Source organism: Rhodococcus sp. IEGM 1351 (assembly GCF_030056875.1).
In the GTDB taxonomy this organism is placed as follows: domain Bacteria; phylum Actinomycetota; class Actinomycetes; order Mycobacteriales; family Mycobacteriaceae; genus Rhodococcus_F; species Rhodococcus_F opacus.
Window position 1 is genome coordinate 40,934 of the sequence record NZ_JASHKU010000008.1, and the last position, 12,482, is coordinate 53,415.

Here is a 12,482-nt window from a genome sequence, read left to right on the forward strand (position 1 = left end):
AGACGGAGGAGCACGGTGGCGATCACCGACATCAAAGAGTTCGCGCATCTGACCGAAGCGGACATCGAATCGCTCGGGCGTGAGTTGGATGCGATCCGGCTCGACGTGGAGGATTCGCGGGGCGTTCGCGACGCCCGCTACATCCGCCGGGCCATCAGGGCGCAACGGCTGCTGGAGCTCGGTGGCCGGGTTGCGTTGTTCGGAAGCCGCTACCGCCCGGCCTGGCTCGCGGGCACCGCGATGCTGTCCCTCTCGAAGATCATCGAGAACATGGAACTCGGCCACAACGTGATGCACGGCCAGTGGGACTGGATGAACGATCCGGAGATCCACTCCATGTCGTGGGAGTGGGATCAGACGGGCCCCTCGGAGCATTGGAAGCGGGCGCACAACTACTCCCACCACACGTTCACCAACATCGTGGGAATGGATTCCGATGTGGGGTTCGGCATCCTCCGGATGACCCGCGACGAGGAGTGGCGGCCGATCAATCTGCTGCAGCCGTTCGCCAACATCATCCTGGCCGCCACGTTCGAGTGGGGGATCGCGCTCCACGACCTCACCTTCGCGGCCGAGCTCGAGGGTGCGGAGAAGGGTCAGCTCAATTCCCAGGCCAACAAGGATTTCGGTCGCAAGATCTTCCGTCAGGTCGGCAAGGACTTCCTGCTGTTCCCGGTGCTCGCGGGGCCGGCGTGGAAGTCGACGCTGACGGCCAACGCCACCGCCAATCTCGTGCGGAATCTGTGGGCCTATGTGGTGATCTTCTGCGGGCACTTCCCGGACGGTGCCGAGAAGTTCACGGTGGACGAGTACGAGAACGAGACCCGGCACGAGTGGTATCTCCGGCAGATGCTCGGCAGTGCCAATTTCGATTCCGGCAAGGTCATGGGTTTCATGAGCGGCAATCTCAGCTACCAGATCGAGCATCACCTGTTCCCGGACCTGCCGAGCAACCGGTACCCGGAGATCGCCGTGAAGGTGCGGGCGCTGTGCGAGAAGTACGACCTGCCGTACACCACGGGTTCGCTCGCCAAGCAGTACCTGCTGGCTCTGCGCACGATCCACAAGCTCGCCCTGCCCGACCGGTTCCTGCGGGCGACGGCGGACGACGCCCCGGAGACGTCCTCGGAACGCAAGTTCCGCGACGCCCGTGATGCGGGTGCCGCCATGGTCGAGACGTTGCGCACGGATCCCGTCACGGGGCAGCGGCGGGGTCTGCTGTCGGCGTTGCGCGCCCGCGCGGAGGCCAAGATTCCTCGACGTCGACGGTGATTTCACTCACACCTACACTCAGGTAACCTACGGTGTCGTAACTTACGGTACGGTAGGTCGAGTCAGCGCCTTTCGGGTGTGAACTGTCGACCCAGCCAGGAGGAGGTCCCCCATGGCGATTGCAGACGTCAAGGAATACGCACATCTCACCGAAGCCGACATCGAGTCGCTCGGACGCGAGCTCGATGCGATCCGGCGCGATATCGAAGAGTCCCGCGGGGAGCGTGACGCGCGGTACGTGCGAAACACGATCAGACTGCAGCGTTCCCTCGAAATCGGTGGCCGAGCCGTCCTCTTCGCGAGCAAGCGGCGTCCCGCCTGGCTGGCGGGTACGGCCATGCTGTCTCTCTCGAAGATCATCGAGAACATGGAACTCGGCCACAACGTCATGCACGGCCAGTGGGACTGGATGAACGATCCCGAGATCCACTCCACCTCGTGGGAGTGGGACGTGACGGGACCGTCCGCTCACTGGAAGCAGACGCACAACTACATTCACCACAAGTACACCAACGTCCTCGGCATGGACGACGACGTGGGATACGGACTGCTGCGCGTCACGCGTGACCAGCGGTGGAAGCCGTTCAACACCGGCAATCTCCTGTACAACACGCTGCTCGCGCTGTTCTTCGAGTACGGAATCGCGGCGCAGCATCTCGAACTCGGCAAGGTCGCCAAGGGGCGCGTGCCGAGCGAGGAGACCCAGCGCAAGCTCCGTGAGGTCGGCGAGAAGGTCGGCAAGCAGATCCTCAAGGACTATGTCGTGCACCCCGCGGTCACGGGTCCCGCGTGGAAGAGCACGCTCACCGCAAACATCGCCGCGAACATGATCCGCAACGTGTGGACCAACGCGATCATCTTCTGTGGACACTTCCCGGACGGCGCCGAGAAGTTCACCAAGGCGGACATCGACAAGGAAACGCCGGCCGAATGGTACCTGCGGCAGATGCTCGGTAGCGCGAACATCGAGGGTGGCAAGCTGATGGACTTCATGTCCGGCAATCTCAGCTACCAGATCGAGCACCACCTGTTCCCCGACCTGCCCAGCAACCGCTACTCGGAGATTGCCGTGCGGGTGCGGGAACTGTGCGACAAGTACGACCTGCCGTACACGACCGGGCCCTTCCTCGTGCAGTACGCGAAGTCGTGGCGCACCATCGCCAAGCTGTCGTTGCCGAACAAGTACCTCAAGGCGACCGCGGACGACGCGCCGGAGACGGCGTCGGAGCGCAAGTTCGGTGGAAACACCACGGCGACAATCGATCCCGTAACCGGTCGCCGTCAGGGATTGAGTACCGCGATCAAGCGCACCCGCAAGCGCCGCGGTCTTCGCGCGCTGCTGTCCCGCTAGAAAGTACCGCTATCGACGCGGTTCGTCCCTCACCAGGCTTCGTTGGACGCGATGGCCGTGAGGAGGTGACGGACCGCGTCGACGCGTTTGGCGGCCTTGCCCTCCAGCCGGTCGAGCGCGCATTCCGGGTCTGCGGGCGGGCCGAGGTGGGTGCACCCCCTCGGGCAGTCCTCGATGGCCGCGGCCAGATCGGAGAACGCGGCCACCACGTTCTCCGGGGAAATGTGGGCCAGTCCGAACGACCGGATGCCGGGGGTGTCGATCGCCCAGCCGCCCGTCGGAAGCGGCAGCGCCACCGATTGCGTGGACGTATGCCTGCCCTTGCCGACGCCGGAGACCACGCCGACGGCCCGGTCGGCGTCGGGCACGAGGCGGTTGACGAGAGTCGACTTCCCGACCCCCGAGTGGCCGATCAGCGCGGTGAGCCGGCCCGACAGCATCGACAAGACCTCGTCGACCGGATCGTCGCGACCGGCCACGACGACGGGGACGTCGAGGTCGGCGAACGCGCTCGCGAACTCCTCGGGCGGCTCGAGATCGCTCTTCGTGAGGCACACGATGGGACTCAATCCGCCCGCGTACGCGGCGACGAGCGCACGTTCGACGAATCCCGTCCGGGGCGGCGGGTCGGCGAGCGCCACGACGATCAGCAGCTGCTGGGCGTTGGCCACGACGATCCGCTCGTACGGATCGGTGTCGTCGGCGGTGCGTCGCAGCACCGTGGAGCGTTCGGCGACCCGCACGATCCGCGCCAGGGTGTCGGGCTTGCCGGACAGATCACCGACGACACTCACCTCGTCGCCGACCACGATGGGGGTGCGGCCCAGTTCCCGGGCGCGCATGGTGACGAGGGGACGCTCGGGGTCGCCGCCCAGCACGCAACCCCACCGGCCGCGGTCGACCGAGACGACCATCGCCGACTCCGCGGCGAGGTGCTCCGGCCGGGTCTTCGTGCGCGGGCGCGTTCCTCGGCCCGGGCGTACCCGGACGTCGGACTCGTCGTACTGCCTGCGACTCAGAAGCTCGCCTTCCGTTCGGTGCCCGCGGCCGCGGACAGCATTGTGGCCCACAGGTTCTCGAAACCGGGCAGGGTCTTGGCCGTGGTGCCGACGTCCTCGATCTCGATGCCGTCGACCCGCAGCCCGACGATGGCGCCCGCGGTCGCCATCCGGTGGTCGGCGTAGGAGTGCCACGTCCCACCGTGCAGGTCCGCCGGGACGATCGTGAGGCCGTCCTCGGTCTCGGTGACGTTCCCGCCCAGCGAGTTGATCTCGTGTGCGAGCGCGGCCAGCCGGTCGGTCTCGTGACCGCGCAGGTGCGCGATGCCCCGCAGGTGCGACGGGCCGTCCGCGAGTGCGGCGAGCGCCGCCACGGTCGGGGTGAGTTCGCCCACGTCGTGCAGGTCGATGTCGATGCCGGTCAGCTGCTGCGGACCACGGACGGTGAGGTTCGCGCCGTCCAGCCGGACGTCCGCGCCCATCGCCAGGAGGATTTCCCGGATCGCGTCGCCTGGTTGCGTCGTCCTGCTCGGCCACAGGGGAACGGTCACCTCACCGCTGGTGACGGCGGCGGCGGCCAGGAAGGCGGTGGCATTCGACAGATCGGGCTCGATCGCCCGGTCGACGGCCCGGACGACACCGGGGCTCACCCGCCACGTGTCGGCCTCCCCGCCCGTCGCCGGGGTCGTGACCTCGACACCCGACTCGCGCAGCATCTCGACCGTCATGTCGATGTGCGGCATGGACGGGACCGTCTTGCCGTCGTGATGGACCGTGACACCCTCGTCGAACGCGGCCGCCGACAGCAGCAGCCCGGAGACGAACTGTGACGAGCCGGACGCGTCGATGGTGACCCGTCCACCGCGCAGCGAGCCCGCACCGCGGACCGTGAACGGGAGGGAATCGCCGTCGATGTCCGCGCCGAGACCGCGCAGCGCATCCAGGATCGTGTCGAGGGGCCGGGTGCGCGCCTGCTCGTCCCCGTCGAAGTGAACCGTTCCGCTCGCGAGCGCCGCGACCGGCGGAAGGAACCGCATGACGGTGCCCGCCAGTCCGCAGTCGACCGCACCGCCCCGGAGTCGTCCGGGGGTGACCCGCAGCGTCGTGTCGGCGCCGACCGTCTCGATGCTGATGCCGAGCGTGCGGAGCGCGCCGATCATGAGGTCGGTGTCCCGGCTGCGCAGTGCCCCGGTGAGGGTGGACGGACCGTCCGCGAGTGCGGCGAGGATCAGCGCGCGATTGGTGATCGACTTCGATCCGGGGAGGGCGACCGTCGCGACGACGGGCGCTTCGGCGCGGGGGGCGTTCCACAGGCTCAGGCTCACGGTCTCCATCTTCGCCTATCGGGCGGGTCGCGGGGCGGGGTGGGCGGCGTGTCGCGGGTGTCGGTGGTTCGTGCCACTCTGGTGGGCATGTGCGGCAGGTATGCGACCACTGCGAATCCGGCGACACTCGCGGCCGACCTCGATGCGATCAACGAGGCGGGCGAGGAGGAGAGTCCGCCCGACTACAACGTGGCGCCCACCACGCAGGTCCTGACGGTCGTCGACCGCCACGACGCCCGGCGGATCCGGCGGATGCGGTGGGGGCTCGTGCCGTCGTGGACGAAGGAGCTCGGCAAGGGGCCGGTGCTGTTCAACGCGCGAGCGGATTCGGTCGACAACAAACCGGCCTTCCGGAACGCGTTCAAGTACAAGCGCTGCCTCGTTCCGATGGACGGCTGGTACGAGTGGCAGACCGAGGTCGATGCGGCGGCCGCCGGGAAGAAGTCGGGCAAGGCGAAGAAGATCCCGTACTACATGTCGCCGGAGGACGGCTCGCGCCTGTACATGGCCGGGCTGTGGTCGGTCTGGCACGATCCCGCGGTCGCGGAGTCGCCCCCGGTTCTGAGCTGCAGCATCATCACGGTCGACTCAGCCGCCCAACTCGAGAACGTGCACGACCGGATGCCGCTGGTGATGCCCCGCGACCGCTGGACCGCATGGCTCGATCCCGAGCATCCCGCGTCGACGGATCTACTCGAGGTGTCACCCGACGCCATCGCCGATATCACCGTCCGGCGGGTGTCCACGCTGGTGAACAGTGTGAAGAACAACGGACCGGAACTCCTCGACCCGGACGCGGCCGGTCGTGACGAGGCACAGGTGGGGGAGCAGATCAGCCTGCTGTGACCGCCGCGGTGACGGCGCCGCTGAGCCGCACCAGGTCGGCGGGCGCGAGTTCGATCTCGAGTCCGCGCCTGCCGGCGCTGCACAGCACCCGGTCCCAGTCGAGAGCCGACGCGTCGACGACCGTCGGGAGTGCCTTGCGCTGGCCGAGCGGTGAGATGCCGCCGAAGACGTACCCGGTGGAGCGCTCCGCCTCGGTGCGTTCCGCCATCACGGCCTTGCCCGCGCCCAGCGCCGCGGCCGCCGCCTTCAGCGACAGTTTCTCCGGCACCGGCACGACCGCCACCGCCAGCTTGCCGGTGTCGAGTTTGATCACCAGCGTCTTGAAGACCTGGTGGGCGGTGACGCCGACCGTCTCGCCCAGGGCGTCGACGGCCTCCGAACCGTACGATTCCGCCCGCGCATCGTGCGCGTAGCTGTGCACGTTGTGGTCGATGCGGTGTTCGACGAGCAGCTTCGTCGCGGGAGTGGCAGTTCCGGCCATGGACAGACACTCTGCCACGCGGTCGGGAACACAGCGGACGCGAGGCGTGTTGGTACCTGCAGAAGAACAGTGCATCGAAGGGAGTGGTCCGTATCGTGATGTCCTCGGTGATGGAGCCCACGTCGCGTTTGCAGTTGGCGGTAACGTTGACGCCCACGGCGACCGAAGGGATCAGCGTGCAGGAACATGACCGTCCGACGGCAGACCAGGCCGAGCCACAGGACGAGTTGATCGCGCGTTTCGAAAGGGATGCGCTCCCACTTCTGGATCAGCTGTACGGCGCTGCTCTGAGGATGACCAGGAACCCGGCGGACGCCGAGGACCTCGTGCAGGAAACGTACGTGAAGGCCTACACGGCGTTCCGTTCGTTCCGCGAGGGCACCAACCTCAAGGCATGGCTGTACCGGATTCTCACGAACACGTACATCAACTCGTACCGCAAGAAGCAGCGCCAGCCCGCGCAGTACCCCACCGACGAGATCACCGACTGGCAGCTGGCGGCGACGGCGGAACATTCGTCGACCGGTCTGCGGTCCGCCGAGGTCGAGGCCCTGGACGCGCTCCCCGACGACGACATCAAGGAAGCACTCCAGGCCCTGCCGGAGGAGTTCCGGATGGCCGTCTACTACGCCGACGTCGAGGGATTCCCCTACAAGGAGATCGCCGAGATCATGGGCACCCCGATCGGGACCGTGATGTCGCGACTGCACCGCGGGCGCAAGCAGCTCCGGGGTCTGCTCGCCGATGTCGCACGCGAACGTGGATTCAACCGTGGGGGCACCGACGAGGTGCCCGGCGACAGTGTAGTGAGCACGGAGCAGGAGGTTTCTCGGTGAGCGAGCAGGACGAATTCGAGCAGCTCGACTGCTCCGCCGTCATCGCGGACGTCTGGCTGATGCTGGACCGTGAATGCGACGAGGCGTCGAGGGCGCGGCTGCAGAGGCACCTCGACGAGTGCGGGTCGTGCCTCGAGGCGTACGGGATCGAGGAGAAGGTGAAGAGCCTCGTGAACCGCAAGTGCGGTGGGGAGCACGCGCCGGAAAGTCTGCGTCAGAGGCTCTCCATCGAGTTGCGGCGGACAATCCTGATCACGAACACCGAACCAGACGCATAACTCGTCAGAACAGCAATCAGGGGCCGGAAAGCATCGCTGCTTTCCGGCCCCTGGTGCGTTCTACGGCGCGTCAGGCGTTGGGACGCTTGCCGTGGTTTGCGGCGTTGCCCTTGCGACTGCGCTTCTTACGACCACGCTTACCCATGAGTAGATCTCCCTTCTTTTCACCACAGTCTTCCACGTGTGGTTGGGTGTCCTTGCAACAGGGCTTTCTCGACACCCGGGAGTGAAGGATCACAATGGCAGAAGACGTGCGCGCCGAAATGGTTTCGACGGTGTATCAGGTTGTGGTGAGCGCGGGTGACGAGGTGAAGGAGGGTGACACCCTCGTCATCCTGGAGTCGATGAAGATGGAGATCCCCGTCATCGCCGAAGAGCCCGGCACGGTCACCTCCGTGGACGTCAAGGTCGGCGACGTGATCCAGCAGGGCGATCTGATCGCTGTCATCTCCTGAGCTGACACCCACCGACGATGTCCACACTGAGTGACCTGCTCGCCGAACACACCGACCTGCCCGGCGAGGCCGTCGATCATCTCCAGCGCGTCGTCGGTGAATGGCAGTTGCTCGCCGACCTCTCCTTTGCGGACGTTCTGCTCTGGGTCGGAACGGATTCCGCGGCCACCAACCCCACCGGCACCGTGATCTGCGTCGCGCACTGCAGACCCACCACCGCGTCGACCGCGTTCCCGGAGGACGTCGTCGGGACCGTCGTGTCGGAGTCGGAACACCCGCAGGTGCTGCAGGCGCTGCTCGAGGGCCGCGTCGTGCGCCCCGAGGACGGCGGCGGGCACGAGGGTCTGCCGCCGCGCGGAGAGGCGGTCCCGGTGCGGTGGAACGGCGAGGTGATCGCGGTCCTGAGCCGGGACACCAACCTGTCGCACCAGCGGGCGCAGAGCCCGCTCGAGGTCGCGTATCTCGACTGCGCCGAGGATCTGTGCCAGATGATCAGCGACGGCACCTTCCCGATCCGGGAGGCCCGGTCGGACACCAACTCGAGTCCCCGTGCCGGCGACGGCTTCATCCGTCTCGACACCGACGGCAGCGTGGTCTACGCGAGTCCCAATGCGCTGTCGGCCTACCACCGGATGGGTCTGAGCTCGGACCTGATCGGTCAGAACCTCGCCGCCACCACGCGCTCGCTCGTGACGGACCCGTTCGAGTCGCAGGAGGTCGCCGGGTACATCCGCGACACCATCGCCGACAAGCCGGGTCGTCGCATGGAGATCGAAGCCAGGGGAGCGACCGTGCTGCTCCGGGCGCTGGTCCTCAAACCCGGCGGGAAGCGGGTGGGCGCCGCTGTCGTCGTGCGGGACGTCACCGAGGTGAAGAGGCGGGATCGCGCCCTGCTCAGCAAGGACGCGACGATCCGCGAGATCCATCACCGGGTGAAGAACAATCTGCAGACCGTGGCGGCGCTCCTGCGACTGCAGGCCCGGCGCACCAACAACGAGGAAGCCCGGCAGGCGCTGAGCGAATCGGTGCGCCGCGTCACCTCGATCGCCCTGGTGCACGACACACTGTCGATGTCGGTGGACGAGGAAGTGAACCTCGACGAGGTCGTCGACCGCCTCGTGCCGATCCTGTCGGACGTGGCGACGGTGAGCACGCCGATCAAGGTCCGCCGGGAGGGTAGCTTCGGCGTGTTCTCCGCGGAGCGGGCCACGCCACTGGTGATGGTGCTGACCGAACTCGTGCAGAACGCGATCGAGCACGCCTTCGAACCCGGCGCGCCGGGGACGGTCACCATGAGGGCCGAACGCTCCGCGCGGTGGCTGGACGTCGTGATCCACGACGACGGCAGGGGATTACCACCCGGTTTCAGCCTCGAGCGGTCCGACCGTCTCGGTCTGCAGATCGTCCGGACCCTGGTGGCCGCCGAGCTGAACGGTTCCCTCGGGCTGCATCCCGGGGCGGACGGTGGCACGGATGCCGTGTTACGCGTACCGCTGGGCCGTCGTGGGCCCCGGTACTGACCGGCGGGCAAGCAAAAGGCCCGGCACCATGTGGTGCCGGGCCCGTCTCCTTCTGAAGTGTCAGACGGTGGTGCGGGCACGCGTCCGAGCGTTGCGGCGCTTGAGTGCGCGTCGCTCGTCTTCGCTCATGCCGCCCCACACACCGGCGTCCTGGCCCGACTCGAGTGCCCACGAGAGGCATTCGGCGGTCACCGGGCAGCGGTTGCAGACAACCTTGGCATCAGCAATCTGCGCGAGGGCCGGACCGCTGTTGCCCACAGGGAAGAACAACTCGGGGTCTTCGTCGCGACAGATTGCCTTGTGGCGCCAGTCCATCCTTCTGCTCCTTAACTGGGTGCGAAATGCACCGTTTCGTCTTCATGAGTTCATGTGTGCGTAGAGAATGTTTCCGCACTGTTGCTTGTGAATGCTTTCACGAACTGGCGGGATGTCAATAGAAAACCGCCGCACCGTGGGGGAGCTCACGTACTTAGGCTGCCCTTCGAGGCGCGCCGTCCTTTGTACCTCGTGCAGGCACTTCCCGCTAGGTGAAAACGGGGATTCTCGAGAATTGCTCAGGGTCGCGCCGGGGCGACCACATCCAGCGCCTCGGGCACCGACACGAACTCGACGACATTGCGCAGTCCGATGTAGTCGCCGTCCATCTGCAGTCCGATGGGCTCCGACGCGGAGATCCGCACGGACGGCACGTCGTCGACCCGGACCAGCTTCTTCGCCTTCGGACGGGTTCCGGGAGTCAGCAGCTGGCGGGCCACCCGCAGCGTGGTGAGGATCGCGGTGGACCGCATCGCGAAGACACCGAGGCCCGTGTCGTAGGTGGTGTCGGGATTCGTGTGCACTTCCCGCTTGTTCAGATACGTCCAGGGACTCGCGTTCGACACGAATGCGTAGTGGACACCTTCGACCGGGTCGTGATCGGGAACCTCGACGGTGAGCGTCGGCTCCGCATATTTCGACCGGAAGAACACGCGCACCGCCGCGCGGACATATTGCGCCGGTGTGGCCGGGCGCCCGTTCTTGCGGTGCATGTCGACCGCCTCACACACCTGGGCGTCCCAGCCGAGGCCGGCGTTGAACGTGAACCAGCGGTTGTCGCAGTGCGCGAGCCCGATCCTGCGCCGCTGCCTGCGGGCGAGCAGATCGATGAGCTGGTTGGTGGCGTCCACCGGGTCCGGCGCGATGCCGAGCGAGCGGGCGAACACGTTCGCCGACCCGCCGGGGACGACGGCGATCGGGGGAATCGGCCCCACCGTCACCGCGCTCATCGACTTCGGTACCGGGGTGCCGAGCAGTCCGTTTACCACCTCGTTCACGGTGCCGTCGCCGCCGTGGACGATGATCAGACCCATCCCGTCCACGCAGGCCTGCTGCGCCAGTTCGGCGGCGTGGCCGCGGTGTGCCGTGTGCGCGACCGTCAACCGCACCCGGCTCGACAGTGCATGGGCGAGGAGATCACGCCCGGCCGGGGTCGTCGATGTGGCATTGGGGTTGACGATCAGCAGCGCGCGCACGGGGCCCAAGCCTAGCGGGGGCGGCACGTGTCACCGTCCGAGGCCGCCGGCGACGGGGTGTTCTAGGCTGGCCGACGTGCCGAAGCCGTCTCTCAGCAAGTCCACGCCCACCACGGTCCGCGCGGCGGGCGCCCTGGTGTCGCTCGAGGGCGCGGTGGCGGTCGGCGTCGCCGTGGTGCTGGTGATCCGGGGACTCCTCGGGCACGACCAGAGCGTCAGCAGTGGATACGGCACCGCGGCCTGGTTCGCGATTCTCGGCGGCGCGGTGTTCGCCGCCGGGCTCGCCCTGATCTTCGGCCGGCGCTGGGGGCGGGCGATCGCGATCGTCGCCCAACTCCTCCTGCTACCGGTGGCGTGGTCGCTGCTCACCGATTCGCACCAGCCGTTCTTCGGTGTGCTGCTCGGAGTCGTGGTCGTGGCGGCCCTCGGGTGCCTGTTCAGCAGTCCCACGTCGAAGTGGATGGCTGCCGAGTACGGCCAGGAGGCCGACGCCGACAACCCGTCGGACCGCTAACTCACCTCGGACGCGAGGCGGGCGAGCGGACCCCCGGTGAGCCGATACGTGGTCCATTCGTCCTGCGGGTGCGCGTCCAGCGACTCGTAGAACGCGATCGACGGCTTGTTCCAGTTGACCACCGACCACGACAGTCGCGTGTAGCCGTTGTCGACGCACTCCTTCGCGAGTGTGGCGAGCAGGGCCTTGCCGTGCCCGGAACCGCGCTCCGACGGGCTGACGAACAAGTCCTCGAGGTAGATGCCGTGCGTTCCGTCCCAGGTGGAGAAATTCCGGAACCACACCGCGATCCCGACGACCCGGTCGTCGTCGTTCGCCGCGACGTGGGCGAAGGTCGACGGCTGCGGACCGAACAGGGCGTCGTCGATCTGGTCGGCGGTGACGGTGCACTCGTCACGGGCCCGCTGGTGTTCGGCGAGTTCGTAGATCATCGCGGTGATCGCAGAGACGTCCTCGGGTACTGCGCGTCTGATCATCGGGCACCTTCCTCGCTCGTGACGTTGTGGCTGACCACCTGTTGTGCCCCGTGCTCGAAGCCGAGGACGGAGTACGCACCCGGCGACATCGCGAACCGGCGTCCCTCGCTGATCGGAAGCTCCGCCCAGCGGGCGATGAGCGCGCGCGAGAAGTGTCCGTGCCCGACGAGGATCACGTCACGGTCCACTAGTTGCGAATGCGCGACGGACAGGACGAGGTCGCACCGGGTGTGCACCTGCTCGGCCTGCTCACCGCGAGGGCACGGGTGCGTCCACACGGTCCAGTCCGGCACCTGCTGCCTGATCTCGGGGGTCGTCATGCCCTCGTAGATCCCGTAATCCCATTCGGCGAGCGCGTCCCAGGTGCGCTGAATCTTCAATCCCGCCAGCTCCGCCGTCTCCCGGGCGCGTTGCCGCGGACTGACGATGACGAGGGGGTCGCGCAGTTCGAGGGCGTCCATCGCCGGACCTATCCGCCGCGCCTGGGCTTCACCCAGTTCGGTGAGGTGGACGTCGGTTCGACCGGTGTGTTTACCCCAACGGGCCCATTCCGTTTCGCCGTGTCGGAGGAGGACGATCCGACGGCCGCGCGGCGAATCACTGGGTGGCATCCATCCAT

General features: G+C 67.2%; 16 protein-coding genes. 8 read left to right on the forward strand and 8 right to left on the reverse strand.

Annotated elements, in window-relative coordinates:
- Nucleotides 1–15 precede the first annotated feature (15 nt).
- Together QM806_RS15640 and QM806_RS15645 are read left to right on the forward strand one after the other, a co-directional pair.
- Nucleotides 16–1,272 carry a fatty acid desaturase family protein gene (locus QM806_RS15640; RefSeq protein WP_061041172.1) on the forward strand — a complete coding sequence of 419 codons (1,257 nt, stop codon included), beginning with the start codon at nucleotides 16–18 and terminating at the stop codon, nucleotides 1,270–1,272.
- A 112-nt stretch (nucleotides 1,273–1,384) separates the two neighbouring features.
- Nucleotides 1,385–2,623: a fatty acid desaturase family protein gene (locus tag QM806_RS15645; RefSeq protein ID WP_005562532.1), complete on the forward strand. Its 1,239-nt coding sequence runs from the start codon at nucleotides 1,385–1,387 to the stop codon at nucleotides 2,621–2,623.
- 29 nt (nucleotides 2,624–2,652) lie between these two features.
- On the opposite strand, the gene rsgA is transcribed toward QM806_RS15645, so the two are convergent.
- Nucleotides 2,653–3,693 (reverse strand): ribosome small subunit-dependent GTPase A, encoded by a 1,041-nt coding sequence (rsgA, locus tag QM806_RS15650; protein WP_005562531.1) that lies wholly within the window; start codon nucleotides 3,691–3,693, stop codon nucleotides 2,653–2,655.
- Complete coding sequence (aroA, locus tag QM806_RS15655) at nucleotides 3,639–4,955, reverse strand: 3-phosphoshikimate 1-carboxyvinyltransferase (RefSeq protein WP_133986525.1); 1,317 nt, start codon at nucleotides 4,953–4,955, stop codon at nucleotides 3,639–3,641. The genes rsgA and aroA overlap by 55 nt, the downstream gene beginning before the upstream one ends.
- 78 nt (nucleotides 4,956–5,033) lie before the next feature.
- Between aroA and QM806_RS15660 the strand changes: the two genes are divergently transcribed.
- Nucleotides 5,034–5,792 carry an SOS response-associated peptidase gene (locus QM806_RS15660; RefSeq protein ID WP_043787757.1) on the forward strand — a complete coding sequence of 253 codons (759 nt, stop codon included), beginning with the start codon at nucleotides 5,034–5,036 and terminating at the stop codon, nucleotides 5,790–5,792.
- On the opposite strand, the gene ybaK is transcribed toward QM806_RS15660, so the two are convergent.
- The gene (ybaK, locus tag QM806_RS15665; protein WP_005259729.1) at nucleotides 5,779–6,273 is read right to left on the reverse strand and encodes a Cys-tRNA(Pro) deacylase; all 495 of its coding nucleotides are present in this window, start codon (nucleotides 6,271–6,273) and stop codon (nucleotides 5,779–5,781) included. The genes QM806_RS15660 and ybaK overlap by 14 nt on opposite strands.
- Nucleotides 6,274–6,449: 176 nt before the next feature.
- Here ybaK and QM806_RS15670 point away from each other — a divergent pair, with 176 nt between their 5' ends.
- Both QM806_RS15670 and rsrA read left to right on the forward strand, forming a co-directional pair.
- Nucleotides 6,450–7,109, forward strand: coding sequence for a sigma-70 family RNA polymerase sigma factor (locus tag QM806_RS15670; protein WP_371737077.1), 660 nt, complete (start codon nucleotides 6,450–6,452; stop codon nucleotides 7,107–7,109).
- Nucleotides 7,106–7,387: a mycothiol system anti-sigma-R factor gene (gene rsrA, locus QM806_RS15675; protein WP_005240092.1), complete on the forward strand. Its 282-nt coding sequence runs from the start codon at nucleotides 7,106–7,108 to the stop codon at nucleotides 7,385–7,387. The genes QM806_RS15670 and rsrA overlap by 4 nt, the downstream gene beginning before the upstream one ends.
- Nucleotides 7,388–7,457: 70 nt before the next feature.
- Here rsrA and QM806_RS41690 read toward each other — a convergent pair whose 3' ends face one another.
- Entirely contained in the window at nucleotides 7,458–7,532 is a 75-nt protein-coding gene (locus tag QM806_RS41690; protein ID WP_022597109.1) for a 50S ribosomal protein bL37, read from the reverse strand.
- 94 nt (nucleotides 7,533–7,626) lie between these two features.
- On the opposite strand from QM806_RS41690, the gene QM806_RS15680 reads away from it, so the two are divergent.
- Together QM806_RS15680 and QM806_RS15685 are read left to right on the forward strand one after the other, a co-directional pair.
- Nucleotides 7,627–7,842, forward strand: a complete 216-nt coding sequence (locus tag QM806_RS15680; protein WP_005240095.1) for a biotin/lipoyl-binding carrier protein — start codon at nucleotides 7,627–7,629, stop codon at nucleotides 7,840–7,842.
- 17 nt (nucleotides 7,843–7,859) lie between these two features.
- A complete protein-coding gene (locus QM806_RS15685; protein ID WP_005259727.1) occupies nucleotides 7,860–9,362 on the forward strand; it encodes a sensor histidine kinase in 1,503 nt (500 codons plus the stop codon).
- Between the two features lie 60 nt (nucleotides 9,363–9,422).
- Here the strand turns inward: QM806_RS15685 and QM806_RS15690 are convergent, their stop codons facing one another.
- Both QM806_RS15690 and QM806_RS15695 read right to left on the reverse strand, forming a co-directional pair.
- Nucleotides 9,423–9,677 carry a WhiB family transcriptional regulator gene (locus tag QM806_RS15690; RefSeq protein WP_005240099.1) on the reverse strand — a complete coding sequence of 85 codons (255 nt, stop codon included), beginning with the start codon at nucleotides 9,675–9,677 and terminating at the stop codon, nucleotides 9,423–9,425.
- A 239-nt stretch (nucleotides 9,678–9,916) separates the two neighbouring features.
- Complete coding sequence (locus tag QM806_RS15695) at nucleotides 9,917–10,873, reverse strand: diacylglycerol/lipid kinase family protein (protein ID WP_005259726.1); 957 nt, start codon at nucleotides 10,871–10,873, stop codon at nucleotides 9,917–9,919.
- Nucleotides 10,874–10,949: 76 nt separating this feature from the next.
- On the opposite strand from QM806_RS15695, the gene QM806_RS15700 reads away from it, so the two are divergent.
- The gene (locus QM806_RS15700; RefSeq protein WP_005259725.1) at nucleotides 10,950–11,387 is read left to right on the forward strand and encodes a hypothetical protein; all 438 of its coding nucleotides are present in this window, start codon (nucleotides 10,950–10,952) and stop codon (nucleotides 11,385–11,387) included.
- On the opposite strand, the gene QM806_RS15705 is transcribed toward QM806_RS15700, so the two are convergent.
- Nucleotides 11,384–11,863 carry a GNAT family N-acetyltransferase gene (locus tag QM806_RS15705; RefSeq protein ID WP_283291985.1) on the reverse strand — a complete coding sequence of 160 codons (480 nt, stop codon included), beginning with the start codon at nucleotides 11,861–11,863 and terminating at the stop codon, nucleotides 11,384–11,386. The two genes, QM806_RS15700 and QM806_RS15705, sit on opposite strands and share 4 nt — an antisense overlap.
- The gene (locus QM806_RS15710; RefSeq protein ID WP_005562524.1) at nucleotides 11,860–12,474 is read right to left on the reverse strand and encodes an acid phosphatase; all 615 of its coding nucleotides are present in this window, start codon (nucleotides 12,472–12,474) and stop codon (nucleotides 11,860–11,862) included. Before QM806_RS15710 ends, QM806_RS15705 begins: the two co-directional genes overlap by 4 nt.
- Nucleotides 12,475–12,482 lie beyond the last annotated feature (8 nt).

Bases quoted from the DNA above. Each gene is read 5' to 3' on its own strand.
- QM806_RS15660 (WP_043787757.1), top strand. From the start codon at position 5,034: ATGTGCGGCAGGTATGCGACCACTGCGAATCCGGCGACACTCGCGGCC.
- QM806_RS15690 (WP_005240099.1), bottom strand. From the start codon at position 9,677: ATGGACTGGCGCCACAAGGCAATCTGTCGCGACGAAGACCCCGAGTTG.
- aroA (WP_133986525.1), bottom strand. From the start codon at position 4,955: ATGGAGACCGTGAGCCTGAGCCTGTGGAACGCCCCCCGCGCCGAAGCG.
- QM806_RS15645 (WP_005562532.1), top strand. From the start codon at position 1,385: ATGGCGATTGCAGACGTCAAGGAATACGCACATCTCACCGAAGCCGAC.
- QM806_RS15680 (WP_005240095.1), top strand. From the start codon at position 7,627: ATGGCAGAAGACGTGCGCGCCGAAATGGTTTCGACGGTGTATCAGGTT.
- QM806_RS15705 (WP_283291985.1), bottom strand. From the start codon at position 11,863: ATGATCAGACGCGCAGTACCCGAGGACGTCTCTGCGATCACCGCGATG.
- ybaK (WP_005259729.1), bottom strand. From the start codon at position 6,273: ATGGCCGGAACTGCCACTCCCGCGACGAAGCTGCTCGTCGAACACCGC.
- QM806_RS15710 (WP_005562524.1), bottom strand. From the start codon at position 12,474: ATGCCACCCAGTGATTCGCCGCGCGGCCGTCGGATCGTCCTCCTCCGA.
- QM806_RS15685 (WP_005259727.1), top strand. From the start codon at position 7,860: ATGTCCACACTGAGTGACCTGCTCGCCGAACACACCGACCTGCCCGGC.